We start from the raw sequence: 25864 nt of genomic DNA on the forward strand, positions 1-25864 counted from the left end.
AATGATGGAGCACTTATGAGCAAGAAATACTTTGGTACTGACGGTATTCGTGGTCGTGTCGGGGAATACCCGATCACTCCTGACTTCATGCTCAAGCTCGGCTGGGCTGCCGGTATGGCATTTCGCAAGATGGGTGCCTGCAAGGTGCTGGTCGGCAAGGACACGCGGATTTCCGGCTACATGTTTGAATCGGCCCTTGAGGCTGGCCTGACTTCTGCGGGCGCCGATGTCATGCTGCTCGGCCCGATGCCGACTCCGGCCATCGCCTATTTGTCGCGTACATTCCAGGCTGAGGCCGGGATCGTGATCAGTGCATCGCACAATCCGCATGACGATAACGGCATCAAGTTCTTCTCCGGCAAGGGCACCAAGCTGCCCGATGAGCTGGAGTTGATGATTGAAGAGTTGCTCGATACACCAATGACCGTTGTCGAGTCGAGCAAGATCGGCAAGGTGTCGCGAATCAATGATGCGTCCGGCCGCTATATCGAATTCTGCAAGAGCTCCGTGCCGACTGGTACCAGTTTTTCCGGGCTGAAGATCGTCATCGACTGCGCACACGGTGCTACCTATAAAGTGGCGCCGAGTGTTTTTCGTGAGTTGGGCGCCGAGGTCGTCGTTTTGTCGGCGCAGCCTAACGGCCTGAACATCAATGACAACTGCGGCTCCACGCATATGGGGCAATTGCAGGCGGCGGTGTTGTCCGAACATGCGGATCTGGGTATCGCCTTCGATGGCGATGGTGACCGGGTGCTGATGGTCGACCACACGGGTGCGATTGTTGATGGTGACGAACTGTTGTACATCATTGCGCGCGATCTTCATGAGCGCGACAAGTTGCAAGGCGGTGTAGTCGGTACCTTGATGAGTAACCTTGGACTTGAGCTCGCGCTCGCGGATTTGGGTATTCCTTTTGTGCGCGCCAATGTCGGTGACCGCTATGTGATCGCCGAACTGCTGGAGCGTAACTGGCTGGTCGGTGGAGAAAACTCGGGGCATGTCGTGTGCTTCAACCACACCACCACGGGTGATGCGATCATCGCGGCCTTGCAAGTGCTGATGGCGCTGAAGACGCGTAACGAGGGGCTTGCTCAAACTCGCCAGGCATTGCGCAAATGTCCGCAGGTGCTGATCAACGTGCGTTTCGGTGGGGGCGAAAGCCCGTTGGAGCACCCGGCTGTCAAGGAAGCGAGTGCGCGCGTGACCCAGGCGATGGCGGGTCGTGGTCGCGTGCTTTTGCGCAAGTCCGGAACAGAGCCTCTGGTGCGGGTGATGGTCGAAGGCGAGGACGAAACTCAGGTTCGTGGCTATGCCGAAGAGCTGGCAAAACTGGTAACTGAAGTTTCTGCCTGATTCGGCTTGCCAGCCATGATTGTGTTGGGTAACATCTGCGCCCACTTTGACCGACGAGGTACAGCATGCGTCGCCCTATGGTAGCTGGTAACTGGAAGATGCACGGTACCCGCGCCAGCGTCGCTGAGCTGATCAACGGCCTTCGTCATCTGGCCTTGCCAAGCGGTGTTGATGTCGCGGTGTTCCCGCCTTGCTTGCATATCAATCAGGTGATTGATGGCTTGAAAGGCAAATCGATTTCGGTCGGTGCGCAGAACTCTGCGGTGGAATCCATGCAAGGTGCGTTGACAGGCGAGATTGCGCCGAGTCAGTTGGTGGATGCAGGTTGTTCCCTGGTGCTTGTCGGGCACTCCGAACGCCGCCAGATAATGGGCGAGCGAGACGGAATGCTGAATCGCAAGTTCGCAGCGGCACAGGCATGTGGCTTGATTCCGGTATTGTGTGTGGGGGAGACCCTGGAGCAGCGTGAGGCCGGAAAAACTCTTGAGATTGTCGGGCGTCAGCTGGGCAGTATCATAGAAGAGCTGGGTGTCGGTGCTTTTGCCAACGCAGTGATCGCTTACGAGCCGGTCTGGGCGATTGGTACCGGGCTGACTGCGACGCCGCAACAGGCTCAAGATGTGCATAAAGCCATTCGTGAGCAGTTGGCGGCAGAGAATTCTGAAGTGGCACGAGGTGTGCGGCTTCTATACGGCGGCAGCGTGAAGGCGGCCAATGCGGTCGAACTGTTCGGCATGCCGGATATCGATGGGGGGCTCATTGGTGGAGCTTCCCTGAATGCAGATGAGTTCGGTGCGATCTGTCGCGCCGCGGGAAACTGAAAAAATGCTGGAAACAGTCGTAGTCGTTTTTCATCTGCTGGGTGCGTTGGGCGTAGTTGCTCTGGTTTTGCTGCAGCAGGGTAAAGGTGCGGACGCTGGCGCGTCTTTCGGAGCAGGTGCTTCAAATACTGTGTTCGGAAGCCAAGGTTCCTCTACCTTTCTTAGTAAGTTTACTGCTATACTTGCCGCCGGTTTCTTCATAACCAGCTTGGGGTTAGGTTACTTTGCTAAAGAGAAGGCTCATCAGCTGACTCAAGCAGGTTTGCCAAACCCGGCAGTATTGGAAGTTCCAAAGCAGCAACCGGCTTCTGATGATGTCCCGGTGCTTCAAGAGCAAAAGTCGGCTACCCCAGCGACTGACGTACCTCCAGCTCAAGAGCAGAAGTAAGAAGGGTTTCAAACGTAGTATTGCCGAGGTGGTGGAATTGGTAGACACGCAACCTTGAGGTGGTTGTGCCCATAGGGTGTAGGGGTTCGAGTCCCCTTCTCGGTACCAATTAGTCAGGAGAGCCCGCTGTTGCGGGCTTTCTTGCAGGTGGAAGGTTACATTGACCCTAAAAGGGATCGGTCGTATACTTCCGCCCCAGCTTTGTCGCGGGGTGGAGCAGTCTGGTAGCTCGTCGGGCTCATAACCCGAAGGTCGTCGGTTCAAATCCGGCCCCCGCAACCAGTTTAAGGAGCCCCTTTTAAGGGGCTTTTTGTTAGCTGGACACTTTCAACGCCGCTGTTCGACGGCGTTTCAAGGATGGGCGTTTCGCCCATTTTTTTATTTTGCATAGCATGCACATACATGCACGAGGGGGTTCAGGTGTCGAGCAAGCTAGAAGAGTTGCAGGCCTTGCTGGCCCCGGTGGTCGTGGCCCTAGGCTATGAATGCTGGGGTATTGAGTTTTCGGCTCAAGGTCGCCACTCAATGTTGCGCGTTTATATCGATAAGGAAGGCGGCGTACTGGTGGACGATTGCGCCATCGTCAGCCGTCAGATCAGCGGTGTGCTGGATGTTGAAGATCCGATCTCCGTTGAATACACCCTTGAAGTTTCCTCGCCAGGCATGGAACGCCCACTGTTCACTCTTGAGCAGTTTGCCAAATATGTCGGTGAACAAGTGAAGATCAAGCTGCGCTCGCCTTTTGAAGGTCGACGCAACTTTCAGGGCCTTCTGCGCGGTGTAGAAGAACAGGACGTCGTGGTGCAGGTAGATGACCATGAATTCCTGTTGCCGATCGATATGATCGACAAGGCCAACATTATTCCCAGTTTTGACTGAGACGCGGATCCCGCGGATCCAATGGCTTGCGAAAGGCGAGGCGTACGATGAGCAAAGAAGTACTGCTGGTTGTTGAGTCGGTATCCAATGAAAAGGGTGTACCGGCAAGCGTAATTTTTGAAGCGCTGGAGCTGGCTCTGGCCACTGCTACCAAAAAGCGTTTTGAAGACGAAGTTGATCTGCGTGTGGAAATCAACCGCCACACCGGTTCTTACGAAACTTTCCGTCGCTGGACGGTCGTCGAAGAGGATGATCTCGATGATCCGGCCATCGAAACCTGGCCGAGCAAGGTTGCTGAAACGCACCCTGGCGCCAAGGTTGGCGACGTCGTTGAAGAAAAGATCGAGTCCATCGAGTTCGGCCGCATCGCTGCACAGACTGCCAAGCAGGTCATCGTGCAGAAAGTTCGTGAAGCCGAGCGCGCTCAAGTGGTTGACGCTTATCGCGAGCGCCTGGGAGAAATCATCTCCGGCACCGTGAAAAAAGTGACCCGCGACAACGTGATCGTCGACCTGGGTAATAACGCTGAAGCGTTGCTGGCCCGTGAAGACATCATTTCTCGCGAAACCTTCCGGGTCGGCGTGCGTCTGCGTGCGCTGCTCAAGGAAATCCGCACCGAGAACCGCGGCCCTCAGCTGATCCTGTCGCGTACCGCGCCGGAAATGCTGATCGAACTGTTCCGTATCGAAGTGCCGGAAATCGCTGAAGGCCTGATCGAAGTCATGGCCGCATCCCGTGATCCGGGTTCGCGTGCCAAGATCGCTGTCCGCTCCAAGGACAAGCGCATCGATCCGCAAGGCGCGTGCATCGGTATGCGCGGTTCGCGCGTCCAGGCCGTGTCGGGCGAGTTGGGTGGCGAGCGTGTCGACATCGTCCTGTGGGACGACAACCCGGCCCAGTTCGTGATCAATGCCATGTCGCCGGCAGAAGTGGCGGCCATCATCGTTGACGAAGATGCCCATGCCATGGACATCGCTGTTGGCGCAGACAATCTGGCTCAGGCCATCGGTCGTGGTGGTCAGAACGTGCGTCTGGCGAGCCAGCTGACTGGCTGGACCCTGAACGTGATGACCGAATCGGACATCCAGGCTAAGCAACAAGCAGAAACCGGCGACATCCTGCGCAACTTCATCGACGAGCTGGAAGTCGACGAAGAGCTGGCTCAGGTGCTGGTAGACGAAGGCTTCACCAGCCTGGAAGAGATTGCCTACGTACCGTTGGAAGAAATGCTCAACATCGACGGCTTTGACGAAGACATCGTCAACGAGCTTCGCGCTCGTGCCAAGGATCGCTTGTTGACCAAAGCCATCGCTACTGAGGAAAAGCTGGCAGACGCCCATCCGGCCGAAGACCTGCTCTCGCTTGAGGGTATGGACAAGGATTTGGCGATGGAACTGGCGGTGCGCGGCGTAATTACCCGCGAAGACCTGGCCGAGCAGTCTATTGACGATCTGCTCGACATCGACGGCATTGACGATGATCGTGCCGGCAAGTTGATCATGGCCGCCCGAGCCCACTGGTTCGAGTAATTAGGCGCGGCCTGAGGAGAGAAGTGCATGACGCAAGTCACGGTGAAACAACTGGCCGATGAGGTCAAAACACCGGTAGAGCGCCTGTTGCAGCAGATGCGTGAGGCAGGTCTGCCGCACACCGCCGCCGAAGAAAATGTGACTGACAGTGAGAAGCAATCCCTGCTGACCCACTTGAAGAGCAGCCACAAGGCGAAAGTGGAAGAACCACGCAAGATCACGCTGCAGCGTAAAACCACCAGCACCCTGCGTGTGGCTGGCAGCAAAAGCATCAGCGTTGAAGTCCGCAAGAAGAAAGTTTTCGTACAGCGTAGCGCGGAAGAAATCGAAGCCGAGCGCAAGCGTGAACTGGATGAACGTCGCGCGGTAGAGAATGCTGCCCGTCAGAAGGCTGAAGAAGAAGCCCGTGTGCGCGCCGAAGAAGAAGCGCGTCGCCAGCCTGCTGCGCCGTCCGCTCCTGCTGAAGCCGTCGCTGCACCTGCGCCAGTGGCCGAACCAGTGCGCGAAGCTGCGCCGGTTGTGGCTGCTGCGCCAGCTGCCGACACTCGCAAGCGTGACGAACAGCGCCGTCCGGACAAGCCACGCGCCGACGACAACAATCGTCGTGGCGGTGGTGATGGCGAGCGCAAGAACGCTCCGCATCGCGCATCGGTCAAGGAAAAGGCGCCGGCTCCACGCGTGGCGCCACGTACTACCGACGAAGAAAGCGATGGCTTCCGTCGCGGCGGTCGCGGCAAGTCCAAGCTGAAAAAACGCAACGCTCACGGTTTCCAGAGCCCTACCGGCCCTGTCGTGCGTGAGGTGAAGATCGGCGAAACCATCACTGTTGGCGATCTCGCTCAGCAGATGTCGGTCAAGGCTGCCGAAATCATCAAGTTCATGTTCAAACTGGGTACTCCAGCGACCATCAACCAGGTGCTTGATCAGGAAACTGCTCAACTGGTAGCCGAAGAACTGGGCCACAAAGTGACCCTGGTCAGCGACACTGCCCTGGAAGACTCCCTGGCCGAGTCCCTGAAGTTCGAAGGTGAAGCGGTTCCGCGTGCGCCGGTCGTAACCGTAATGGGTCACGTTGACCACGGTAAGACCTCGCTGCTCGACTACATCCGTCGTGCCAAGGTAGCTGCTGGCGAAGCCGGCGGTATCACCCAGCACATCGGTGCATACCACGTTGAAACCGAACGCGGCATGGTCACCTTCCTCGACACCCCGGGTCACGCCGCGTTTACCGCAATGCGTGCTCGTGGTGCGAAGGCGACCGACATCGTGATCCTGGTGGTTGCGGCGGACGACGGCGTGATGCCACAAACCATCGAAGCTGTTCAGCATGCTCAGGCGGCTGGCGTTCCGCTGGTAGTCGCAGTGAACAAGATCGACAAGCCGGGCGCTGATCTCGATCGCATCCGCAGCGAGCTGTCGGTCCACGGTGTGACCTCCGAAGACTGGGGTGGCGACACTCCATTCGTTCCGGTCTCGGCGAAAATGGGTACCGGCGTCGACGAACTGCTTGAAGCGGTATTGCTGCAAGCCGAAGTTCTCGAGCTGACCGCCACTCCATCGGCTCCTGGCCGTGGTGTCGTGGTTGAATCGCGTCTGGACAAGGGCCGTGGCCCGGTAGCGACTGTTCTGGTTCAGGACGGTACGCTGCGTCAAGGCGACATGGTGCTGGTTGGCTCGAACTATGGTCGCGTGCGCGCCATGCTCGACGAGAACGGCAAGCCGATCAAGGAAGCGGGCCCGGCCATTCCGGTTGAGATCCTCGGCCTGGACGGTACGCCTGATGCGGGCGACGAGATGAGCGTGGTTGCCGACGAGAAGAAAGCCCGTGAAGTGGCTCTGTTCCGTCAAGGCAAGTTCCGCGAAGTCAAACTGGCTCGCGCTCACGCCGGCAAGCTGGAAAACATCTTCGAGAGCATGGGTCAGGAAGAGAAGAAGACGCTCAACATCGTCCTCAAATCCGACGTCCGTGGTTCGCTGGAAGCCTTGCAGGGCGCTCTGAACGGCCTGGGCAACGACGAAGTGCAAGTGCGCGTGGTCGGTGGCGGCGTCGGTGGTATCACCGAGTCCGATGCCAACCTGGCACTGGCTTCCAACGCTGTACTGTTCGGCTTCAACGTGCGTGCCGATGCCGGTGCACGGAAGATCGTCGAGCAGGAAGGTCTGGACATGCGTTACTACAACGTGATCTACGACATCATCGAAGACGTCAAGAAAGCCCTGACCGGTATGCTTGGCAGCGATGTTCGCGAGAACATCCTCGGTGTGGCCGAAGTCCGTGACGTGTTCCGTTCGCCGAAGTTTGGCGCGATCGCTGGTTGCATGGTGATTGAAGGTGTTGTGCACCGTAACCGTCCGATCCGTGTACTGCGTGAAGACATCGTGATCTTCGAAGGCGAGCTGGAATCCCTGCGCCGCTTCAAGGATGACGCTTCCGAAGTACGTGCCGGCATGGAATGCGGTATCGGCGTGAAGAGCTACAACGACGTCAAGGTCGGCGACAAGATCGAAGTCTTCGAGAAGGTTCAGGTTGCTCGCAGCCTCTGACTCGCGCACTTCAAGGGCCACGTCGGGCCGTCGCATGAAAATGCGCGGCACGGCGTCAGGACTCTAAACGCAACGCCCGGTCTGGCTTTTAGTCAGGCCGGGCGTTTGCCGCTTTCAGACCTTGCGGGTTTCACCGCGGGGCAGTAACAGGTAACAAAATCATGGCAAAAGAATACAGCCGTACCCAACGTATCGGCGATCAGATGCAGCGTGAGCTGGCCCAACTGATCCGTCGTGAAGTCAAAGATCCGCGTGTCGGCCTGGTCACCATTACCGCTGTAGATGTCAGCCGTGATGTTGGTCACGCGAAGATCTTCATCACCGTGATGGGGCAGGACAACGCCGAAGACATCGCGCAAAGCATCAAGGTGCTCAATGCTGCCGCCGGTTTCCTGCGCATGCAGCTGGCCCGTGAAATGAAGCTGCGCAGCGTGCCTCAATTGCATTTCCACTACGACGAAAGTGTCGCCCGTGGTGCGCACCTTTCCGCTCTGATCGAGCGCGCGGTGGCCGAAGACAGTCAGCACGAAACTGCTGCACCCGAAGACACCAAGGAGTAACTCGGTGGCTCAGGTCAAACGTATCCGTCGTAACGTCAGCGGCATCATCCTGCTCGACAAGCCGTTGGGGTTCACCTCCAATGCCGCGTTGCAGAAGGTTCGCTGGTTGCTCAACGCCGAGAAGGCCGGTCACACCGGCAGTCTCGATCCCCTGGCCACCGGCGTTCTGCCACTGTGCTTTGGCGAGGCGACCAAGTTCTCGCAATACCTGCTCGATTCCGACAAGGGTTACGAAACCCTGGCGCAACTGGGCAAGACCACCACCACGGCAGACGCCGAAGGCGAGGTTTTGCAGGAGCGTGCGGTGACCGTTGGTCAGGCCGACATTGAAGCGGTCCTGCCGAAATTTCGCGGTCAAATCAGCCAGATACCGCCGATGTACTCGGCTCTCAAGCGTGATGGCCAGCCGCTGTACAAGCTGGCCCGTGCAGGCGAAGTAGTGGAGCGCGAACCGCGTTCTGTTACTATTGCGCGCTTGGAATTGCTGGCCTTCGAAGGCGATACTGCGCGACTCGCGGTGGATTGCAGCAAGGGCACCTATATTCGCACTCTGGTGGAGGATATCGGTGAGCAACTCGGTTGTGGTGCGTACGTCGCTGAACTGCGTCGTACCCAGGCCGGGCCTTTCACCCTGGCGCAGACCGTGACCCTCGAAGAGCTGGAAGCGGTACATGCCGAAGGCGGCAACGAAGCGGTCGACCGCTTCCTGATGCCATCGGACAGCGGCCTGCAGGATTGGCCGTTGCTGCAGTTCTCGGAAGCGAGCGCGTTCTACTGGCTCAACGGCCAGCCGGTACGTGCCCCGGATGCTCCGAAGTTCGGCATGGTGCGGGTACAGGATCACAACGGTCGCTTCATCGGTATCGGTGAAGTGAGCGAAGACGGGCGTATCGCGCCGCGTCGACTGATTCGGTCAGAATGACCGGAAACCGGTCTGTGTAACAGCAGGCCGGCGAGTGTGGCTGTCAACAGGCACGGTCACTACTCATTTATAGATACAGGGATTTGTCCCTGGCCTGTTGAAACTGTTTTTTAAACAGTTTCCTGATAAAAGGATTGCCTCATGGCTCTCGACGTTCAAGAAAAAGCTCAAATCGTTGCCGACTACCAGCAAGCTGTTGGTGATACTGGTTCGCCAGAAGTGCAAGTTGCACTGCTGACCGCCAACATCAACAAACTGCAAGGTCACTTCAAGGCCAACGGTAAAGACCACCACTCCCGTCGTGGTCTGATCCGCATGGTTAACCAGCGTCGCAAGCTGCTGGACTACCTGAAAGGCAAGGACCTGAGCCGTTACAGCGCTCTGATCGCTCGCCTGGGTCTGCGTCGCTAATCAGCGATTGCGCTATGAGGTTGGTTGTCTGTCAGACGTCAGCGGGTTTCCGCCGGCGTCCGGCAGGCTCCCAGCCTCAAGTTTTATCTGAACTACCGTTTTACCCGGACAATCCGCGGGCCGATTCCCGACGTTGCCCAAGAATTTCGCAAGAAACCAGTTCCCCCAAGAGCCACAAAGAAGGTAGGACACCGTGAACCCGGTAATCAAAAAATTCCAGTTCGGTCAGTCGACCGTTACCCTCGAGACTGGCCGTATCGCCCGTCAGGCCTCCGGCGCAGTATTGGTCACCGTTGACGACGACGTCAGCGTATTGGTGACCGTAGTCGGTGCCAAGCAAGCTGATCCGGGCAAGGGCTTCTTCCCTCTGTCCGTTCACTACCAGGAAAAGACTTACGCTGCCGGTAAGATTCCTGGCGGTTTCTTCAAGCGTGAAGGCCGTCCTTCCGAGAAAGAAACCCTGACTTCCCGACTGATCGACCGTCCGATCCGTCCGCTGTTCCCTGAAGGTTTCATGAACGAAGTGCAGGTTGTCTGCACCGTCGTTTCCACCAGCAAGAAAACCGATCCGGACATCGCTGCGATGATCGGTACCTCGGCTGCCCTGGCGATCTCCGGCATTCCGTTCGACGGCCCGATCGGCGCCGCTCGCGTTGCTTTCCACGAAAGCACCGGCTACCTGCTGAACCCGACCTACGAGCAGCAAGCTGCTTCGAGCCTGGACATGGTCGTTGCCGGTACTTCGGACGCCGTGCTGATGGTTGAATCGGAAGCCAAAGAGCTGACCGAAGACCAGATGCTGGGCGCAGTACTGTTTGCTCACGACGAGTTCCAGGTCGTAATCAACGCCGTTAAAGAACTGGCTGCCGAAGCGGCCAAGCCAACCTGGACATGGGCACCTGCCCCAGAAGCCACCGAGCTGCTGGCCGCTATCCGTTCCGAGTTCGGCGAAGCGATCTCCCAGGCTTACACCATCACCATCAAGGCCGACCGTTACGCGCGTCTGGGCGAGCTGCGTGACCAGGTCGTCGCCAAGCTGTCCGGCGAAGAAGGCCAGCCTTCGGCTGCCGACGTCAAAGCTGCTTTCGGCGAAATCGAATACCGCACCGTTCGCGAAAACATCGTAAACGGCAAGCCACGTATCGACGGTCGCGACACCCGCACCGTACGCCCGCTGAACATCGAAGTCGGCGTTCTGCCGAAGACTCACGGTTCGGCACTGTTCACCCGTGGCGAAACCCAGGCTCTGGTCGTCGCGACGCTGGGCACTGCCCGTGACGCGCAGCTGCTGGACACTCTGGAAGGCGAGAAAAAAGACCCGTTCATGCTGCACTACAACTTCCCTCCGTTCTCGGTGGGCGAGTGTGGTCGCATGGGTGGCGCCGGTCGTCGTGAAATCGGTCACGGCCGTCTGGCCCGTCGCTCGGTTTCGGCCATGCTGCCAGCCGCTGACGTGTTCCCTTACACCATCCGTGTGGTTTCGGAAATCACCGAATCCAACGGTTCGAGCTCGATGGCTTCCGTTTGCGGCGCTTCCCTGGCCCTGATGGATGCTGGTGTTCCGATGAAGGCACCGGTTGCCGGTATCGCCATGGGTCTGGTTAAAGAAGGCGAGAAGTTCGCCGTCCTGACCGACATCCTGGGTGACGAAGACCACCTGGGCGACATGGACTTCAAGGTAGCCGGTACCGCCAAAGGTGTGACCGCGCTGCAGATGGACATCAAGATCAAGGGCATCACCGAAGAGATCATGGAAATCGCTCTGGGCCAAGCCCTGGAAGCGCGCCTGAACATCCTCGGCCAGATGAACCAGATCATCGGCCAGTCGCGTACCGAACTGTCGGCCAACGCTCCGACCATGATCGCGATGAAGATCGACACCGACAAGATCCGTGACGTTATCGGTAAAGGTGGCGCGACCATCCGTGCGATCTGCGAAGAAACCAAGGCTTCGATCGACATCGAAGACGACGGTTCGATCAAGATCTTCGGCGAAACCAAGGAAGCGGCTGAAGCAGCACGTCAGCGCGTTCTGGGTATCACCGCTGAGGCCGAGATCGGCAAGATCTACGTCGGCAAGGTTGAGCGCATCGTCGACTTCGGCGCATTCGTCAACATCCTGCCAGGCAAGGACGGTCTGGTTCACATCTCGATGCTGAGCGACGCTCGCGTAGAGAAAGTGACCGACATCCTGAAAGAAGGCCAGGAAGTGGAAGTGCTGGTACTGGACGTGGACAACCGCGGCCGTATCAAGCTGTCCATCAAAGACGTGGCAGCTGCCAAGGCTTCGGGCGTTTAATCACCCCGCAGCCCTAGCGCAATGAAAATGCCCCGCCGTGAAAACGGCGGGGCATTTTTTTGTCCGTGAAATATCGAGTCATTCGGCAAAGTTGCCGACCTGCAAGACCAGTGCTAGGTTTAGCCCACCGCCCGTGTAGCTCAGCCGGTAGAGCAGCGCACTCGTAACGCGAAGGTCGCAGGTTCGATTCCTGTCTCGGGCACCACCTCTCCGTTATCCTTTTAAACCGGCATTTATGTTCCACAGGTCAACTTTTTGTGGGAGAGATGTAAAGAGCCGTGTAATTCGTCATGCAAACGTCCTATATTCGGTGCCTGCATGAGCATCGCCCAGCAGTTTTCAGATGATCCCGAATGGTTCCGAAGGCCGGACAGTCCGCGTCAGAGAGATCCTTGATGATCCAGATCCATCCTCCATTCCCATGATCAGCGAGAACGCCATGACCGAATTAACTCAAGAGCAACGTCACGAAGAAGCGCTTAGAAAATACATCCTGGATGTTCCGGATCTGAAGGAAGAGATCAAGGACCTGAGTCCCGATGAACAGAAGGACCAGATCCAGTGGGCGTTCGAAGACGAAGCCGAAGCCCAGGGTCTGCAGCCTTGGGAGTTGACCCTCAAGTACACCAGTACGCCTGAGGAGTTCGATGCCAAGCGCCTGGAACTGCACAAGGAGGCGGCCGAAGTATTGGGTGTCGATTGGGAAGAGTACTGCGAGATGAACAATCTGGTGGTCTGAAACAAAAACGCCAGCCTCGAAACGGCTGGCGTTTTTTATTGCCCGACTGCCTCAGATGCTCAGGCGCATCGACAGGTCCACGGCCTTCACATCCTTGGTCATCGCGCCGATCGAGATGTAATCCACCCCGGTCTGTGCGATCGGCAGCAACGTGCTTTCGTTGATGCCGCCACTGGCTTCCAGTTTTGCCTTGCCAGCGTTCAGGCGCACGGCTTCGCGCATGTCATCGAGGCTCAATTCGTCGAGCATGATGATGTCGGCACCGGCGGCCAGCGCTTCTTTCAGTTCCTCCAGACTTTCCACTTCGATTTCCACCGGTTTGCCCGGTGCAATCTTGTGCGCGGCGGCAATGGCCTGCGGGATGCCACCGCTGGCGGCGATGTGGTTTTCCTTGATCAGGAACGCATCGTAGAGGCCGATGCGGTGGTTGTGGCAGCCACCGCAGGTGACCGCGTATTTCTGCGCCAGACGCAGGCCCGGCAGGGTCTTGCGCGTGTCGAGCAGTTTCACTGACGTCTCGGCGACGAAGTCCGCCAGGTACTGCGCGCGGGTCGCCACGCCCGACAGCAATTGCAGGAAGTTCAGCGCGCTGCGCTCACCGGTCAGCAGCGAGCGTGCAGGGCCTTCCAGATGAAACAGCGGCTGATTTGGCGAAACCCGTTCCCCATCGCGCACCTGCCAATGCACCGCCACCCGGGGATCGAGCTGGCGGAACACTGCATCGACCCAGGCCGTGCCACTGATGACGGCGGCGTCGCGGGTGATGATAGTGGCTTTGGCCAGGCGTTCGGCCGGGATCAGTTGCGCGGTGATGTCGCCGCTGCCGATGTCTTCGAGCAACGCACGGCGCACGTTGGCTTCGATTTCGGCGGTCAAATCGGCGAGACGTAGATTCGGCATAACGGGCTCCACAAACTAAGTGGCCCGATTATAGGGGCATGGCGTCGGCCAACCCAAGGCGAGAACGGCGACGCAGCGCTGCATCCGGTCGATTTTGTTGAGCAAACCGGATTTCGGCGTGGTCACTGCAAGGTGTCGGCGTATAGGGGAAACCCTGACGGCTCTGGCGCCGGGGACATCTTTTGCAAGATAATCCGCCTTGCATTTGACGCCATGACTTTGACGTCGGCGAATCACCGTTTCAGGAGGCTTGGATGCACAACGACGGGAATGTAGTGCCTCTGCACAAGGCCACTACCGATCAGGCGACTCACTCGCCGCTCGCCCGCCTGCCTGTGATTCTGCTTCAGGTTCGTGACAAGGCTGCCCAGCGCCTGCGCAACGGTTTGCAGGAGTTGTTCGATAACGCCGACGACACCCTGTTCGAAATGGCCGACCGGGCACGTAATGACGTCGAACAGAACATCTTTTTCGAGGCCATGCGTGACCTGCGCCTCAAGCGCAAGCACATCGAGCGCGGTTTTCTCGAGCAGTTCTTCGAAGCCTTTATCGGCCTCACTCAATTCGATCCCGCGCCTACCGTCCTTTCTCACGCCTTGCAGCATGAGGAAACCACCCTGCGCACCGATGACATGGAGCGTAAAGTCGCGGTGGAGACCATGGTCGGCCGCGTACTGAATCGCGACGGTTTCGCCCTCGACCAACTGACTGCGCGATTCAATGCGCTGTTGGGCAAGACTCTGGACGACCAATACAACCCTCTGGGTCCGGCGATGCTTTGCGAATACTTCCTGCAAGCCGGGCGCAATCTGGGGGTGGAGATCAAGGTCAAACTGATCCTGCTCAAACTGTTCGAGCGCTATGTGCTGGCCGACACAGATCAACTTTACGCCGAAGCCAACCAACTGCTGAGCGCCACGGGCGTGTTGCCCGAGCTCAAACCGGCACCGGCCCGTCGCGCCATCGATCAGGCTGTGGCCAGCGTGCGGAGCGAATTCGAAGGCATCGACAAAACCCAGGCCGATGCGGGCGTGCAGGAGGTCTTCACCGCGTTGCAGGAGTTGCTGCTGCACGTGCGCGGCACGGTTGCGCCGACCCTGGAACCCAGCGCTCCCGCCCAGCCGATTTCCACTCGGGACCTGCTGCGCCTGCTCTCGCACTTGCAGCAATACGTGCCGGCGCTGGCGGTGCAGGACGATTTCGATCTGCGCCATCAGCTCGAACAGTTGCTGACCCGGGTTAGCGTGCGCAGCGGCAAATCACGAATTGTCGGCGGGGCTGACGAAGACGTGATCAATCTGGTGGCCATGGTCTTCGACTGCATCCTCGATGATCGCAATCTGCCGGATTCGCTCAAGGCGTTGATCGCGCGGTTGCAGATCCCGATGTTGAAGGTCGCGGTGATCGACAAAAGCTTCTTCAGCCGCAGCAGCCACCCGGCCCGCCGCTTGCTCAATGAAATCGCCGAAGCGGCGATGGGCTGGGGGGAGTGCGACGGTAATGCGCGCGACAGCCTGTACCTGCGCATCGAACAAGTGGTGCAGCGCCTGCTGACGGATTTTGTCGATGACCCGGCGATTTTTTCCGAGTTGCTGGCAGACTTCCTCGCGTTCACCAGTGACGAACGCCGTCGCAGCGAACTGCTTGAACAGCGTTTACGCGATGCCGAAGAGGGCCGGGCGAAAACCGAACTGGCCCGCCGGCGGGTCGAGCAGGCGCTGAATCAGGCGTTGCTGGGCAAAGTCTTGCCACCGTCGGTGGTGACATTCGTGCAGGACGCCTGGAGCAAAGTGTTGCTGCTGACCTGCCTCAAGCACGGCGATCAGTCCGCCGAATGGCACGCCGACGTGCAGACCATGGAGCAATTGATCTGGAGCGTGCAGCGCCACGACGACGCCAAAGCGGGTCTGCGCCTGCTGGCGCTGGTGCCGGGGTTGCTCAAGTCATTGCGCGACGGCCTGAGCACTTCGGCCTTCGATCCGTTTGCCACCAGCGGCTTTTTCAGCGAACTGGAAGCGCTGCATGTACGCCTGCTCGATCCGTCCAGCGAACCGGATCAGACCACACTGCCGGAAATGATCGAAGTATCGCAGACGATTGTCTTGCAGATGGCCGACGACGGCCTGCAGCCACGCACGCCGGCGCGTTTGCCGGCAGACGATGCAGGTTTGCGCCAGGTCGATCAGCTGCGCCTGGGCAGTTGGGTGGCGTTCGAGGAAGATGAAGAACACACCCTGCGCTGCAAACTGGCGGCGATCATCGAAGCCACCGGCAAATACGTGTTTGTGGACCGTACCGGGATGAAAGTGCTGGAGCGCGATCGCACGGAACTGGCCCTGGCGTTTCGTCGCGGCGCGGTGCGGGCGCTGGATGACACCTTGCTGTTCGACCGGGCGCTGGAATCGGTGCTCGGCAATCTGCGGCGGCTCAATCGCGGCAAGTGATCGCGCGCCGGGGCCCGATCACGGCATACTGGTCGCCAACACAGTCGGCGTTGAAGGAATCGGTATGCAGTTGGATCCCGCAAGCGGGTGGTGTCACGGGGTGCAGGTCTGCCCTTCGCCCAACTTCAATGAACGCCCGGCGGGCGAAGTCTCCCTGTTGGTCATCCACAACATCAGCCTGCCACCGGCGCAGTTCGCCACCGGCAAGGTGCAGGAATTTTTCCAGAATCGTCTGGATGTCACGGAACATCCCTACTTTGCCGGGATCGCCGACCTGCGTGTATCTGCGCATTTTCTGATCGAACGTGACGGCAAGGTCACCCAGTTTGTCTCCTGTCTTGAGCGTGCCTGGCATGCCGGTGTTTCGGTGTTCGAAGGACGCGAAACCTGTAACGATTTTTCACTGGGCATCGAGCTGGAAGGTACCGATGATCTGCCGTTCACCGATGCGCAGTACCAGGCGTTGACCGTGCTGACCCGGCAGATACAGGCGGCGTTCCCGGCGATTACTGTCGAGCGCATCTGCGGGCACAGCGACATCGCCCCCGGACGCAAGACCGACCCCGGACCCGCATTCGACTGGGCACGCTACCGCGCCGCCCTGGCACAAGAGGAAGGACAATGAGTTTTCTGGTGTTACTGCTGGCGGTCTGGATCGAGAAGTTCTCGGCCCTGCGCCAACGGGTTCAACGCGATGGCGGATGGATCCGCGAACTGCACAAGCTTGAAAGCGGCGGGCTGGCCAGACAGCCGTGGCTGGTGCTGACCGTCCTGGTGCTGTTGCCGGTGGCGCTGCTGGGGTTGCTGCTGGTGGTGCTGGACCCGGTGGCCTACGGTCTGCTGGCCTTGCCGGTGCATTTGCTGGTGGTGATTTACAGCCTGGGGCGCGGAGATCTGCTCGGCGAACTGGGGCCGTTTCGCGACGCCTGGCGTCGTGAGGATCTGCAGGCCGCCGCCCATGTGGCCAAGCGTGATCTGAACATCTGCGCCGAAAGCGGCGAACAATTGCTGGAGCAAGTGCAACAGCATCTGTTGTGGCAGGCCTATCAGAGTTTCTTCGCGGTGATTTTCTGGTACTTCCTGCTCGGTCCGGTCGCGGCACTGAGCTATCGCTTGCTGGCGCTGGCGGAAGAAAACGCCCTAAACCCGGCGGTAGCCGAACGGGCCGGGCAACTGCGTCACGCCTTCGACTGGGTGCCGGTGCGCCTGTTGGCGGCGAGTCTTGCTCTGGTCGGCAATTTCGTCGCGGTCAGCCGGGTGATGCTGCACGAATTGCTGAACTGGAACATCAGCGCCGCCCAGCTCATCAACAAGGTCGGGCTGGTTGCCGGGGAAATTCCGCCGGCCGCCGTCGGCCCCGAAGGCATCAACACCCTCGACTGTCTGTGGGAACTGCTGCTGCGGGCCGCGGTGCTGTGGTATGCCTGCTTTGCTCTGTGGACGGTACTCGCGTAAGCCGTTACTGCGACGAGGGGGGGCAATCCCCCTCGTTAACCTTAAGTTACAAAACCTCCCTTCGATTTGAGCTATACAGAGATAGCGCCCGATAGTGGCTATCTGCTGTCGCCCCGCGCCTGCCAATAAAAACAAGAAAAACCAAGGGAGACTTCCAGTGAAGAGCTTGCTCTATCCCGCCGTCTCGCTGATGAACCGCTTGAGCTTCGGCATGAAGTTCAGCCTGATCAGCGTGCTGTTCCTGGTGCCAATGCTGGTGACCAACTTCTATCTGGTGCGCGATTCCTATCGCGAATTCCAGGGCACCCGGGTTGAGCTGCAGAGCCTCGACCTGCTGGGCAGCAGCCTGACGCTGCGTCGGGATCTGGAAACCCTCAACAATCTGGTGCAGATCAACGTCACCCTCGGCCAGTCCGGCAAGGCCGGTAATGTCGAGGCGCAGGTCACCAGTCTTGAGCAAAACGTCCTGGCACGCCTGCAAGGGTTGACGCCCATGACCGAGGATCCGGAGCAGATCAAGTTCTTCGAGACCAAGCGCGATGAAATGATCGCTGCGTTCAAGAACCAGCAAGCGGAAAACTCCCTGCAAAGCAAAAGTGCGCTGATCGGCAAATTGCTGGGCAATGCGCAGATTTTCAGCCAGATCGTGGCCAGTCAGGCCGGTTTGAGCCGTGACAACCAGAGCGACATTCGCCAGCTCAGCGAGCTGGTCACCGCGATCACGCCGGCCGTTACCCAGGCCTTGGGCGAAGGTCGGGCGATGGGCTCATATTCCTTGGGCCAGGGCTTTCTCAACAGCTCGTCGAGCACCCGCTTCGACGAGCTGCTGGTGCAGATCGAAAAACTGCAGGCCGAGTACGGTCTGAAATTGCAGGACGCGCTGGGTTCGAGCAAAGCCGCCCGAGATTCTCTGAGCGCGCCGGCCGATGCCAGCAAGGCGTCGCTGAAACAGGCCGGCACACTGATCGAAGAGCAAGTGGTGATGGCCGAAACGCTCGACGCCCCGTGGCAGGGGTTTTATGACCAGGTCACCGGGCTGATGGACCAGACCTATCAGCTCAACGACGCCACCCTGAAATTCCTCGACACCCAATTGCAGCAGCGCCTGGGGCAAAACCGCACGCACATGGTGCTGCAAGCCGTGGCGTTGTCGGTGGTGTTCGTGCTGATTTTCTATCTCTACGGCGGCTTCTACGCCTCCACCCGCGCCACCCTGAAAAACCTCGGTGCCATGATGGACAAAGTGGCGGCGGGCGACATGACGGTGAATTTCCGCGCCAACAGCCGCGATGAACTCGGCGAGTTGGGCGAGGTGTTCAACGGTACGGTGCGCAAAATCCATGACCTGATCGAACGGGTCGGCCACACCGTTGGCGAGGTCGAGCGACAGGCGGGGCAAGTGGAAAATGTTTCGGCGCAAAGCAATCAGGCGGTCGCCGGGCAACGTACGCAAATCGAGCAAGTGGCTACCGCAATGAACCAGATGTCGGCGACATCGCTGGAGGTGGCACGCAGTGCCGCGGCAGCGGTCAGCAGCGCCCACAGCGTAAACGACGAAACCATCAGTGGTCGCGGCTTGGTGGAGTCGCAGCAAGGCAGCATCGCGGCACTGGCGAGCGAAATCGATCAGTCGGTGCTGGTGATCAACCAGTTGGCCAGCGACAGCCAGTCGATCAGTCGCGTTCTGGAAGTGATCAAGAGCATCGCCGAACAGACCAACCTGCTGGCGCTCAACGCCGCGATCGAGGCTGCGCGGGCCGGTGAGCAGGGGCGCGGTTTTGCCGTGGTCGCTGACGAAGTCCGCACGCTGGCCAAACGCACTCAGCAATCGACCGAAGAAATCGAGCAGATGATCGCCAAACTCCATGGCGGCGTCGGCGCGGCGGTGAAGGCCATGGGCGTCAGCCATCAGATGGCCAACGGCACGGTGGGGCAGTCGGAAAAAGTCCAGCAGGCGCTGGAAAACATCCTCGGCGCTGTCGGCATGATCGTCGACCAGAACCAGCAGATCGCCGCCGCCGTCGAGCAGCAGACCGCCGTGGCCCATGACATTGACCAGAACATCGTCGAGATCAACCGTGCCGGCGAGCGCACCGCAGAAGGCGCGCATCAGACTGAAGATGCCAGCCGTGCGTTGTCGGCGCAGGTGGTCGAGTTGAAGCAATTGATCAGCGCGTTCCGGGTTTGAATCGACCTGCCTCCTCTGAGGCAGGTTTTTTCGGAATGGCTTGTAGTACTTGTTTGCTTACATCGGTAAGACAAATCCTGTTTTCCTCCGGGCGCTGGTTTTTCGTCTTCAATGAACCAAGCTCTGTTCTTTGACCACTTGGAGGAGATGCACATGTCTGTCGCAACCCTGGGCGTCCAGGGCCGCTGCGCCCACTGCCAGACCACGCTGGTGCTCAAACCCTGGCAACTGAATGCCATATCCATCCACGAACCATTCACCTGTGCGCATTGCCAGAAAAACCTGGAGCTGCGCTGCCCGAAGCAGATCAAACGCTTGCGTTCGCTCGATTCACTTGGCCTGCTGCGCGCCAGTGCGCTCGTGACCGTGTGCACCGCGCTGCTGGTGGCCCTGGTGATGGAATGGGTAGGGCTGCTCAGCGTCACCGAGCAGTTGAACGCGTCGCTGATCACGATTTTCGTGTACTTCGCGGTGATTCGTTACGCCCGGCGGCGTCAGCACCTGACCCTGATTCTCGACGCGGCCAAGGCCCACGCCGACTGACTACCAGCCGAACACGTCGCAGCTGTTGGCGGTACTGGCGGCGGCGAGTTGTGGCGCACTGGTGTTCATCAATGCGGCCAGTGAGTCGCAGATTGCCGGCAGGTGCGCCGGCGTATTGCGAATGCCGGGGTACATGGCAGGCGCCATGTCCGGGGAGTCGGTTTCCAGCACCACCGAGTCCAGCGGCAAGTCGGCCAGCACCCGGTGCATGCGCAATGCCTGCGGCCAGGTCGGTGCACCGCCGAGGCCGAGTTTGAAACCGAGCTTGATGTATTCCCGCGCCTCTTCACGACTGCCGGCGAAGGCGTGGATGATCCCGGCGCGCTTGAGCTTGAAGCGCTTGAGCGTGGCAATCACTGCCGCATGGCTGCGCCGTACGTGGATCAATGCCGGCAGTTCGAAATCCGCCGCCAGTTGCAACTGTGCCTCGAACAACGCCTGCTGGCGTTCGCGGTCGAGGGTTTCGATGAAATAATCCAGGCCGATTTCGCCGACTGCGCACAGCTGCCGATGACCTTTTAGCCGAGTCAGCCAGTCGCCCAGTGCCAGCAAATCTTCAGGCCGGTGCTGATCGAGATAGACCGGGTGCAATCCGAACGCCGCGTACAGATCGGCATCGCTTTGCACCAGGTCCCACACCCGCTGCCAATTCCCCTCGTAAACCCCGAGCACCACCATTCGCCGCACCCCGAGGGCGCGGCTTTCGTTCAGCAGCGCCGCGCGGTCGGCGTCGAAGTCGGGGAAGTCCAGATGGGTGTGGCTGTCGATCAGCTCCACGGCTCAGTCCCGGTTAATACGCTGCTTGAAGGTACGGGCGATGGCCTGCACGCCGGGCTGGTAATCCGATTGCTCGACCGCCGCCAGTGCCAGTTCCAGTGCCTTGTCGGCGATCAACTGGTGCTGCTGGGCCATGGCGTTGACCGGCAGCGGCAGGAAGTCCAGCAACTGGGTGTCGCCAAACGTGCCCAGGCGCAGCGGGCGGGATTTGAGCGGGAAGTCGTGCAGCGCGTCGAACACGCCTTGCAGCAGAACGTAGGAGGTGGTCACCAGCGCATCCGGCAAATGCCCGAGGCGTTGCAGGAGTTCTTCCATCAACTGCTTGCCGCACTCGCGGCTGAAAGACTCGGCGTGCTCGACCAGCACTTCGCCCTTGAACCCGGCCAAGGCTTGCTTGAACCCGGCCGCACGTTCCTGGCTGATGCTCAGTTCCGGACGGGCACCCAACAGCACGATCTGTTTCGGCTGCGGGTCGAGCAGGCTTTCGGTCAGGTGCAGGCTGGCTTCGCGGTCATCGCTGACCACCGAGCAGAAGTGTTCGGCATCCATCACCCGGTCAATGGCAATGATCGGCAAACCCTTGGCCTGCAACTGGCGATAACTGTCGTCACCGGCCGGCAGGCAACTGGCGACGATCAACGCATCGCAGCGCCGGGCGCGGAACAGTTGCAGCAGTTGCCGCTCGCTGTCCGGCGCATCGTCGGAGCTGGCGATCAACAATTGATAGCCGCGAGCCCGGGCGCCTTGCTCCAGCAGTTTGGCGATCCGCGCGTAACTGGGGTTTTCCAGATCCGGCAGGATAAAACCCAGGGTCCGGGTGTGCCGACTGCGCAGCCCGGCCGCCTGTGGATTGGGGGTAAAGCCGTGCAGATCGACCACCGCCCGCACGCGCTCGACGGTGGCGTTGCTGATGCGTTGCTGTTCGGCCTTGCCGTTGATGACGTAGCTGGCGGTGGTCACGGACACTCCGGCCAACCGCGCGATATCACTGAGTTTCAACCCGGGATTTCCTTGTTTTTTCGAGCTTGCCGCGACATTTTCGCCAATCCTACCCGATTCAGGCAGGCGACTATTGTCGCAGCGCATCCGACAAGTTGGACTTCAAGGATGGGACATTATCGAGTAACGTGCCGATCAATCTAGATTAAACGTTTCAGCAAGCGTATTTTCTACGTTTTAGACGCCTTTGGCCGGTTCTGCCGTGAAACCGCCAAAACTGCCTCCTGAAAAGGATGGCCTACAGCGCCTAAGCTGCAACCATTCAAAACAATACCTGGCATTGAACAGTGCCAAAAAGGAGATCGCATGCTCGAGCTCACTGTAGAGCAGATATCCATGGGCCAGTCGGCTGTGGATAAACCCGCCGCTTTGCAATTGCTGGCCAGTCATCTGGTCGCCGATGGACTTGTTGCCGACGGATACCTTGCCGGGCTGCAGGCCCGGGAGGCTCAGGGCTCGACCTTCCTCGGCCAAGGCATTGCGATCCCCCACGGCACGCCCGAAACCCGCGATCAGGTGTTCGCCACCGGCGTACGCCTGATGCAGTTTCCCGACGGCGTGGATTGGGGCGACGGCCAGATCGTTTATCTGGCCATCGGCATCGCCGCCAAATCCGACGAACACCTGCGCCTGCTGCAATTGCTGACCCGCGCCCTCGGCGAGACCGATCTTGGTCAGGCCCTGCGTCGTGCGAGTTCGCCGAAAGCACTGCTGAAACTGCTGCAAGGTGCGCCGCAAGAGCTGGCGCTGGATGCGCAGATGATCGGCCTCGGGGTCTCCGCCGACGATTTCGAAGAACTGGTCTGGCGCGGGGCGCGTCTGCTGCGCCAGGCCGATTGCGTGAGCAACGGTTTCGCCGGTGTGTTGCAGCAAGTTGAAGCGCTGCCGCTGGGCGATGGCCTGTGGTGGCTGCACAGCGAGCAGACCGTGAAGCGTCCGGGCCTGGCCTTCGTCACGCCGGACAAACCGATGCGCTACCTCGGCCAGCCCCTCAGCGGGCTGTTCTGTCTGGCCAGCCTGGGTGAAGCGCATCAGGCGTTGCTTGAGCGTTTGTGCGCGTTGCTGATCGAAGGTCGCGGCCATGAACTGGGCCGCGCCACCAGCAGCCGCAAAGTCCTCGAAGTGCTTGGTGGTGAGTTGCCGGCCGACTGGCCGAGCGCGCGAATTGCGCTGGCCAACGCCCATGGCCTGCACGCGCGACCGGCGAAAATCCTCGCGCAACTGGCGAAAAGTTTTGACGGTGAAATCCGTGTGCGCATTGTCGACGGTCGGGACAGCGCCGTGTCGGTGAAGAGCCTGAGCAAACTGCTGAGCCTCGGCGCCCGTCGCGGTCAGGTACTGGAAATCATTGCCGAACCGAGCATCGCTGCCGATGCGCTGCCGGCCTTGCTGAGCGCTATTGAAGAAGGCCTCGGTGAAGAAGTCGAACCGTTGCCTGCAGTCAGTCAACAGCGCGAAGTGATTACGGACATTGCAGAAGTCCTGAGCGCCCCGGCCTCCGGCAGCCTGCTGCAAGCGATCCCCGCTGCCCCCGGCATCGCCATCGGCCCGGCGCACATTCAGGTCCAGCAAACCATCGATTACCCCTTGCGCGGCGAGTCCGCCGCTATCGAACGCGAGCGTCTAAAGCATGCGCTGGTCGACGTGCGCCAGGACATTCAGGGCCTGATCGAACGCAGCAAGGCCAAGGCGATCCGCGAGATTTTCATCACCCACCAGGAAATGCTCGACGACCCGGAACTCACCGACGAAGTCGACACCCGCCTCAAGCAGGGCGAAAGCGCCGAAGCAGCCTGGATGGCTGTGATCGAAGCTGCCGCTAAACAACAGGAAGCGTTGCAGGACGCGTTGCTCGCCGAACGCGCCGCCGACCTGCGCGACATCGGTCGTCGGGTGCTGGCGCAACTGTGTGGCGTGCAGACGCCCGCCGAGCCGGAGCAACCGTACATTCTGGTGATGGATGAGGTCGGCCCGTCCGACGTGGCGCGTCTGGATCCGGCGCGGGTCGCGGGGATTCTCACCGCCCGTGGTGGCGCCACCGCTCACAGCGCCATCGTGGCTCGCGCGCTGGGCATTCCGGCGCTGGTCGGCGCGGGTGCTGCAGTGTTGCTGCTGAAGCCGGGCACGCCGTTGCTGCTCGACGGCCAGCGCGGTCGCCTGCACGTCGATGCGGATGCCGTGACCCTGCAACGCGCCAGCGAAGAACGCGACACCCGCGAACAACGCCTGAAAGCCGCCGCCGAACAACGCCACCAACCGGCGCACACCAGCGACGGTCACGCCGTTGAAGTGTTCGCCAACATCGGCGAAAGCGCCGGTGTGATCAGCGCGGTGGAGCAAGGCGCCGAAGGCATCGGCCTGCTGCGCACCGAGCTGATTTTCATGGCTCATCCACAGGCGCCGGACGAGGCGACTCAGGAAGCCGAATACCGCCGCGTCCTCGATGGCCTTGCCGGTCGGCCGCTGGTGGTGCGCACCCTCGATGTCGGCGGCGACAAACCGCTGCCGTACTGGCCGATCGCCAAGGAAGAAAACCCGTTCCTCGGCGTGCGCGGGATTCGCCTGACCTTGCAGCGTCCGCAGATCATGGAAGCGCAGTTGCGCGCCTTGCTGCGTTCGGCAGACAACCGTCCGTTGCGGATCATGTTCCCGATGGTCGGCAGCGTCGAAGAGTGGCGCCAGGCCCGCGACATGACCGAACGCCTGCGTCTGGAAATTCCGGTTGCCGACCTGCAACTCGGAATCATGATCGAAGTGCCGTCCGCCGCGTTGCTGGCGCCGGTGCTGGCCAAAGAAGTCGACTTCTTCAGCGTCGGCACCAACGACCTGACCCAGTACACGCTGGCAATCGACCGTGGTCATCCGACCCTGTCCGCCCAGGCTGACGGTCTGCATCCGGCGGTACTGCAACTGATCGACATCACCGTGCGCGCGGCCCATGCCCATGGCAAATGGGTCGGTGTGTGCGGCGAGCTGGCGGCGGATCCGCTGGCGGTACCGGTGCTGGTCGGCCTCGGTGTGGATGAACTGAGCGTCTCCGGGCGCAGCATCGCCGAGGTCAAGGCACGCATCCGCGAACTCAGCCTGACCCAGGCACAAACTCTTGCTCAACAAGCCCTGGCCGTGGGCAGCGCCAACGAAGTGCGCGCATTAGTGGAGGCCCTGTAATGGCCAAGATTCTTACCCTGACCCTCAACCCGGCGCTGGACCTCACGGTGCAGTTGCCAAGCCTTGAGGCCGGTCAGGTCAACCGCAGCGACGCGATGCACACCCACGCCGCCGGCAAGGGCGTCAACGTCGCGCAAGTGCTGGCCGACCTCGGTCATCAACTGACGGTCAGCGGCTTTCTCGGCGAGGACAATCTGCAAGCATTCGAAAACCTGTTCGCCAGGCGCGGTTTCACCGATGCGTTTATCCGGGTGCCCGGCGAGACCCGCAGCAACATCAAGGTCGCGGAACAGGACGGCCGCATCACTGACATCAACGGCCCGGGCCCGGTGGTCGGCGTGGTGGCGCAACAGGCATTGCTGGATCGTCTGGTGCAGATCGCGCCGGGGCATGACGCGGTGGTGGTGGCCGGTAGTCTGCCGCGCGGCGTCAGTGCGCAGTGGTTGCGCGAACTGGTGGAGCGCTTGAAGGCGTTGGGCCTGAAAGTCGCCCTGGACACCAGCGGCGAAGCTTTGCGCGAGGCGCTCAAGGCCGGTCCGTGGCTGATCAAACCGAATACCGAAGAGCTGGCCGATGCGCTGGGCTGTGAGGTGGTGTCCCGCGCGTCTCAGGCCGAGGCAGCCAATCGGCTGCATGCTCAGGGTATCGAGCATGTGGTGATTTCCCACGGCGCCGAAGGTGTGAACTGGTTCAGTGTCGGCTCGGCGCTGCATGCGACGCCGCCGAAGGTCAGCGTCGCCAGCACGGTCGGTGCCGGTGATTCGTTGCTGGCGGGCATGCTTCACGGTCTGCTCAGCGCCGACACGCCGGAACAAACCCTGCGCACGGCCACCGCCATTGCGGCGCAGGCGGTGACCCAGATCGGTTTCGGTATTCACGATGCTGCGCAACTGACGCAGCTCGAACAGGGCGTGCGCGTGCGCCCCCTGACAGAACAATAAGAGG

Annotated in this window: 21 protein-coding genes and 3 tRNA genes; 21 read left to right on the forward strand and 3 right to left on the reverse strand. The window is 60.2% G+C overall.

Going from position 1 to position 25864, the window contains the following annotated elements:
• Positions 1 to 15 precede the first annotated feature (15 nt).
• From glmM to CAF73_RS08295, 14 genes are all read left to right on the forward strand, one after another.
• Positions 16 to 1353: a phosphoglucosamine mutase gene (gene glmM, locus CAF73_RS08230; RefSeq protein WP_085698391.1), complete on the forward strand. Its 1338-nt coding sequence runs from the start codon at positions 16 to 18 to the stop codon at positions 1351 to 1353.
• Positions 1354 to 1418: 65 nt separating this feature from the next.
• Entirely contained in the window at positions 1419 to 2174 is a 756-nt protein-coding gene (tpiA, locus tag CAF73_RS08235; RefSeq protein ID WP_085698392.1) for a triose-phosphate isomerase, read from the forward strand.
• A gap of 4 nt (positions 2175 to 2178) precedes the next feature.
• Entirely contained in the window at positions 2179 to 2562 is a 384-nt protein-coding gene (gene secG, locus CAF73_RS08240; protein ID WP_011332406.1) for a preprotein translocase subunit SecG, read from the forward strand.
• Positions 2563 to 2584: 22 nt separating this feature from the next.
• Positions 2585 to 2670: transfer RNA gene (locus CAF73_RS08245), tRNA-Leu, on the forward strand.
• A gap of 97 nt (positions 2671 to 2767) precedes the next feature.
• Positions 2768 to 2844 (forward strand) — tRNA-Met (locus CAF73_RS08250).
• Between the two features lie 138 nt (positions 2845 to 2982).
• On the forward strand, positions 2983 to 3441 hold the full coding sequence (gene rimP, locus CAF73_RS08255) for a ribosome maturation factor RimP (protein WP_039769696.1): 459 nt from the start codon (positions 2983 to 2985) through the stop codon (positions 3439 to 3441).
• Between the two features lie 47 nt (positions 3442 to 3488).
• Positions 3489 to 4970 (forward strand): transcription termination factor NusA, encoded by a 1482-nt coding sequence (gene nusA / locus CAF73_RS08260; RefSeq protein WP_085698393.1) that lies wholly within the window; start codon positions 3489 to 3491, stop codon positions 4968 to 4970.
• A 27-nt stretch (positions 4971 to 4997) separates the two neighbouring features.
• Positions 4998 to 7514, forward strand: coding sequence for a translation initiation factor IF-2 (gene infB, locus CAF73_RS08265; protein ID WP_085698394.1), 2517 nt, complete (start codon positions 4998 to 5000; stop codon positions 7512 to 7514).
• Positions 7515 to 7675: 161 nt separating this feature from the next.
• Positions 7676 to 8074 (forward strand): 30S ribosome-binding factor RbfA, encoded by a 399-nt coding sequence (rbfA, locus tag CAF73_RS08270; protein WP_085698395.1) that lies wholly within the window; start codon positions 7676 to 7678, stop codon positions 8072 to 8074.
• Positions 8075 to 8078: 4 nt separating this feature from the next.
• Positions 8079 to 8996, forward strand: a complete 918-nt coding sequence (gene truB / locus CAF73_RS08275) for a tRNA pseudouridine(55) synthase TruB (RefSeq protein WP_085702438.1) — start codon at positions 8079 to 8081, stop codon at positions 8994 to 8996.
• Positions 8997 to 9137: 141 nt separating this feature from the next.
• Positions 9138 to 9407, forward strand: coding sequence for a 30S ribosomal protein S15 (rpsO, locus tag CAF73_RS08280; protein ID WP_085698397.1), 270 nt, complete (start codon positions 9138 to 9140; stop codon positions 9405 to 9407).
• Between the two features lie 193 nt (positions 9408 to 9600).
• Entirely contained in the window at positions 9601 to 11706 is a 2106-nt protein-coding gene (pnp, locus tag CAF73_RS08285; RefSeq protein WP_011332410.1) for a polyribonucleotide nucleotidyltransferase, read from the forward strand.
• A gap of 129 nt (positions 11707 to 11835) precedes the next feature.
• Positions 11836 to 11911 (forward strand) — tRNA-Thr (locus CAF73_RS08290).
• A 234-nt stretch (positions 11912 to 12145) separates the two neighbouring features.
• Complete coding sequence (locus tag CAF73_RS08295) at positions 12146 to 12445, forward strand: DUF6388 family protein (protein WP_085702530.1); 300 nt, start codon at positions 12146 to 12148, stop codon at positions 12443 to 12445.
• A 51-nt stretch (positions 12446 to 12496) separates the two neighbouring features.
• On the opposite strand, the gene nadC is transcribed toward CAF73_RS08295, so the two are convergent.
• Complete coding sequence (gene nadC, locus CAF73_RS08300) at positions 12497 to 13345, reverse strand: carboxylating nicotinate-nucleotide diphosphorylase (protein WP_011332412.1); 849 nt, start codon at positions 13343 to 13345, stop codon at positions 12497 to 12499.
• 254 nt (positions 13346 to 13599) lie between these two features.
• Between nadC and CAF73_RS08305 the strand changes: the two genes are divergently transcribed.
• The 5 genes from CAF73_RS08305 (at position 13600) to CAF73_RS08325 (ending at position 19975) form a co-directional block, all read left to right on the forward strand.
• Positions 13600 to 15789 (forward strand): DUF1631 domain-containing protein, encoded by a 2190-nt coding sequence (locus tag CAF73_RS08305; RefSeq protein ID WP_085702439.1) that lies wholly within the window; start codon positions 13600 to 13602, stop codon positions 15787 to 15789.
• 64 nt (positions 15790 to 15853) lie between these two features.
• Positions 15854 to 16414: a 1,6-anhydro-N-acetylmuramyl-L-alanine amidase AmpD gene (gene ampD, locus CAF73_RS08310; RefSeq protein ID WP_085698399.1), complete on the forward strand. Its 561-nt coding sequence runs from the start codon at positions 15854 to 15856 to the stop codon at positions 16412 to 16414.
• Positions 16411 to 17244, forward strand: a complete 834-nt coding sequence (gene ampE, locus CAF73_RS08315) for a regulatory signaling modulator protein AmpE (RefSeq protein ID WP_085698400.1) — start codon at positions 16411 to 16413, stop codon at positions 17242 to 17244. Before ampD ends, ampE begins: the two co-directional genes overlap by 4 nt.
• Positions 17245 to 17401: 157 nt before the next feature.
• Positions 17402 to 19432, forward strand: a complete 2031-nt coding sequence (locus CAF73_RS08320) for a methyl-accepting chemotaxis protein (protein ID WP_085702440.1) — start codon at positions 17402 to 17404, stop codon at positions 19430 to 19432.
• Positions 19433 to 19585: 153 nt separating this feature from the next.
• Positions 19586 to 19975 (forward strand): hypothetical protein, encoded by a 390-nt coding sequence (locus CAF73_RS08325; protein WP_085698402.1) that lies wholly within the window; start codon positions 19586 to 19588, stop codon positions 19973 to 19975.
• Here the strand turns inward: CAF73_RS08325 and CAF73_RS08330 are convergent, their stop codons facing one another.
• A complete protein-coding gene (locus CAF73_RS08330) occupies positions 19976 to 20752 on the reverse strand; it encodes a TatD family hydrolase (RefSeq protein ID WP_085702441.1) in 777 nt (258 codons plus the stop codon).
• A 3-nt stretch (positions 20753 to 20755) separates the two neighbouring features.
• Positions 20756 to 21751: a catabolite repressor/activator gene (gene cra, locus CAF73_RS08335; RefSeq protein WP_085702442.1), complete on the reverse strand. Its 996-nt coding sequence runs from the start codon at positions 21749 to 21751 to the stop codon at positions 20756 to 20758.
• 306 nt (positions 21752 to 22057) lie between these two features.
• Between cra and ptsP the strand changes: the two genes are divergently transcribed.
• Together ptsP and pfkB are read left to right on the forward strand one after the other, a co-directional pair.
• Positions 22058 to 24919, forward strand: coding sequence for a phosphoenolpyruvate--protein phosphotransferase (ptsP, locus tag CAF73_RS08340; protein ID WP_085702443.1), 2862 nt, complete (start codon positions 22058 to 22060; stop codon positions 24917 to 24919).
• Positions 24919 to 25860 carry a 1-phosphofructokinase gene (gene pfkB, locus CAF73_RS08345; RefSeq protein WP_085702444.1) on the forward strand — a complete coding sequence of 314 codons (942 nt, stop codon included), beginning with the start codon at positions 24919 to 24921 and terminating at the stop codon, positions 25858 to 25860. The genes ptsP and pfkB overlap by 1 nt, the downstream gene beginning before the upstream one ends.
• The last annotated feature ends 4 nt before the right edge of the window (positions 25861 to 25864 follow it).

This window comes from Pseudomonas sp. B15(2017), assembly GCF_002113215.1.
GTDB lineage: Bacteria > Pseudomonadota > Gammaproteobacteria > Pseudomonadales > Pseudomonadaceae > Aquipseudomonas.

Bases quoted from the DNA above. Each gene is read 5' to 3' on its own strand.
- glmM (WP_085698391.1), top strand. From the start codon at position 16: ATGAGCAAGAAATACTTTGGTACTGACGGTATTCGTGGTCGTGTCGGG.
- tpiA (WP_085698392.1), top strand. From the start codon at position 1,419: ATGCGTCGCCCTATGGTAGCTGGTAACTGGAAGATGCACGGTACCCGC.
- secG (WP_011332406.1), top strand. From the start codon at position 2,179: ATGCTGGAAACAGTCGTAGTCGTTTTTCATCTGCTGGGTGCGTTGGGC.
- nusA (WP_085698393.1), top strand. From the start codon at position 3,489: ATGAGCAAAGAAGTACTGCTGGTTGTTGAGTCGGTATCCAATGAAAAG.
- infB (WP_085698394.1), top strand. From the start codon at position 4,998: ATGACGCAAGTCACGGTGAAACAACTGGCCGATGAGGTCAAAACACCG.
- rbfA (WP_085698395.1), top strand. From the start codon at position 7,676: ATGGCAAAAGAATACAGCCGTACCCAACGTATCGGCGATCAGATGCAG.
- rpsO (WP_085698397.1), top strand. From the start codon at position 9,138: ATGGCTCTCGACGTTCAAGAAAAAGCTCAAATCGTTGCCGACTACCAG.
- CAF73_RS08295 (WP_085702530.1), top strand. From the start codon at position 12,146: ATGACCGAATTAACTCAAGAGCAACGTCACGAAGAAGCGCTTAGAAAA.
- nadC (WP_011332412.1), bottom strand. From the start codon at position 13,345: ATGCCGAATCTACGTCTCGCCGATTTGACCGCCGAAATCGAAGCCAAC.
- CAF73_RS08305 (WP_085702439.1), top strand. From the start codon at position 13,600: ATGCACAACGACGGGAATGTAGTGCCTCTGCACAAGGCCACTACCGAT.
- ampD (WP_085698399.1), top strand. From the start codon at position 15,854: ATGCAGTTGGATCCCGCAAGCGGGTGGTGTCACGGGGTGCAGGTCTGC.
- ampE (WP_085698400.1), top strand. From the start codon at position 16,411: ATGAGTTTTCTGGTGTTACTGCTGGCGGTCTGGATCGAGAAGTTCTCG.
- CAF73_RS08325 (WP_085698402.1), top strand. From the start codon at position 19,586: ATGTCTGTCGCAACCCTGGGCGTCCAGGGCCGCTGCGCCCACTGCCAG.
- ptsP (WP_085702443.1), top strand. From the start codon at position 22,058: ATGCTCGAGCTCACTGTAGAGCAGATATCCATGGGCCAGTCGGCTGTG.
- pfkB (WP_085702444.1), top strand. From the start codon at position 24,919: ATGGCCAAGATTCTTACCCTGACCCTCAACCCGGCGCTGGACCTCACG.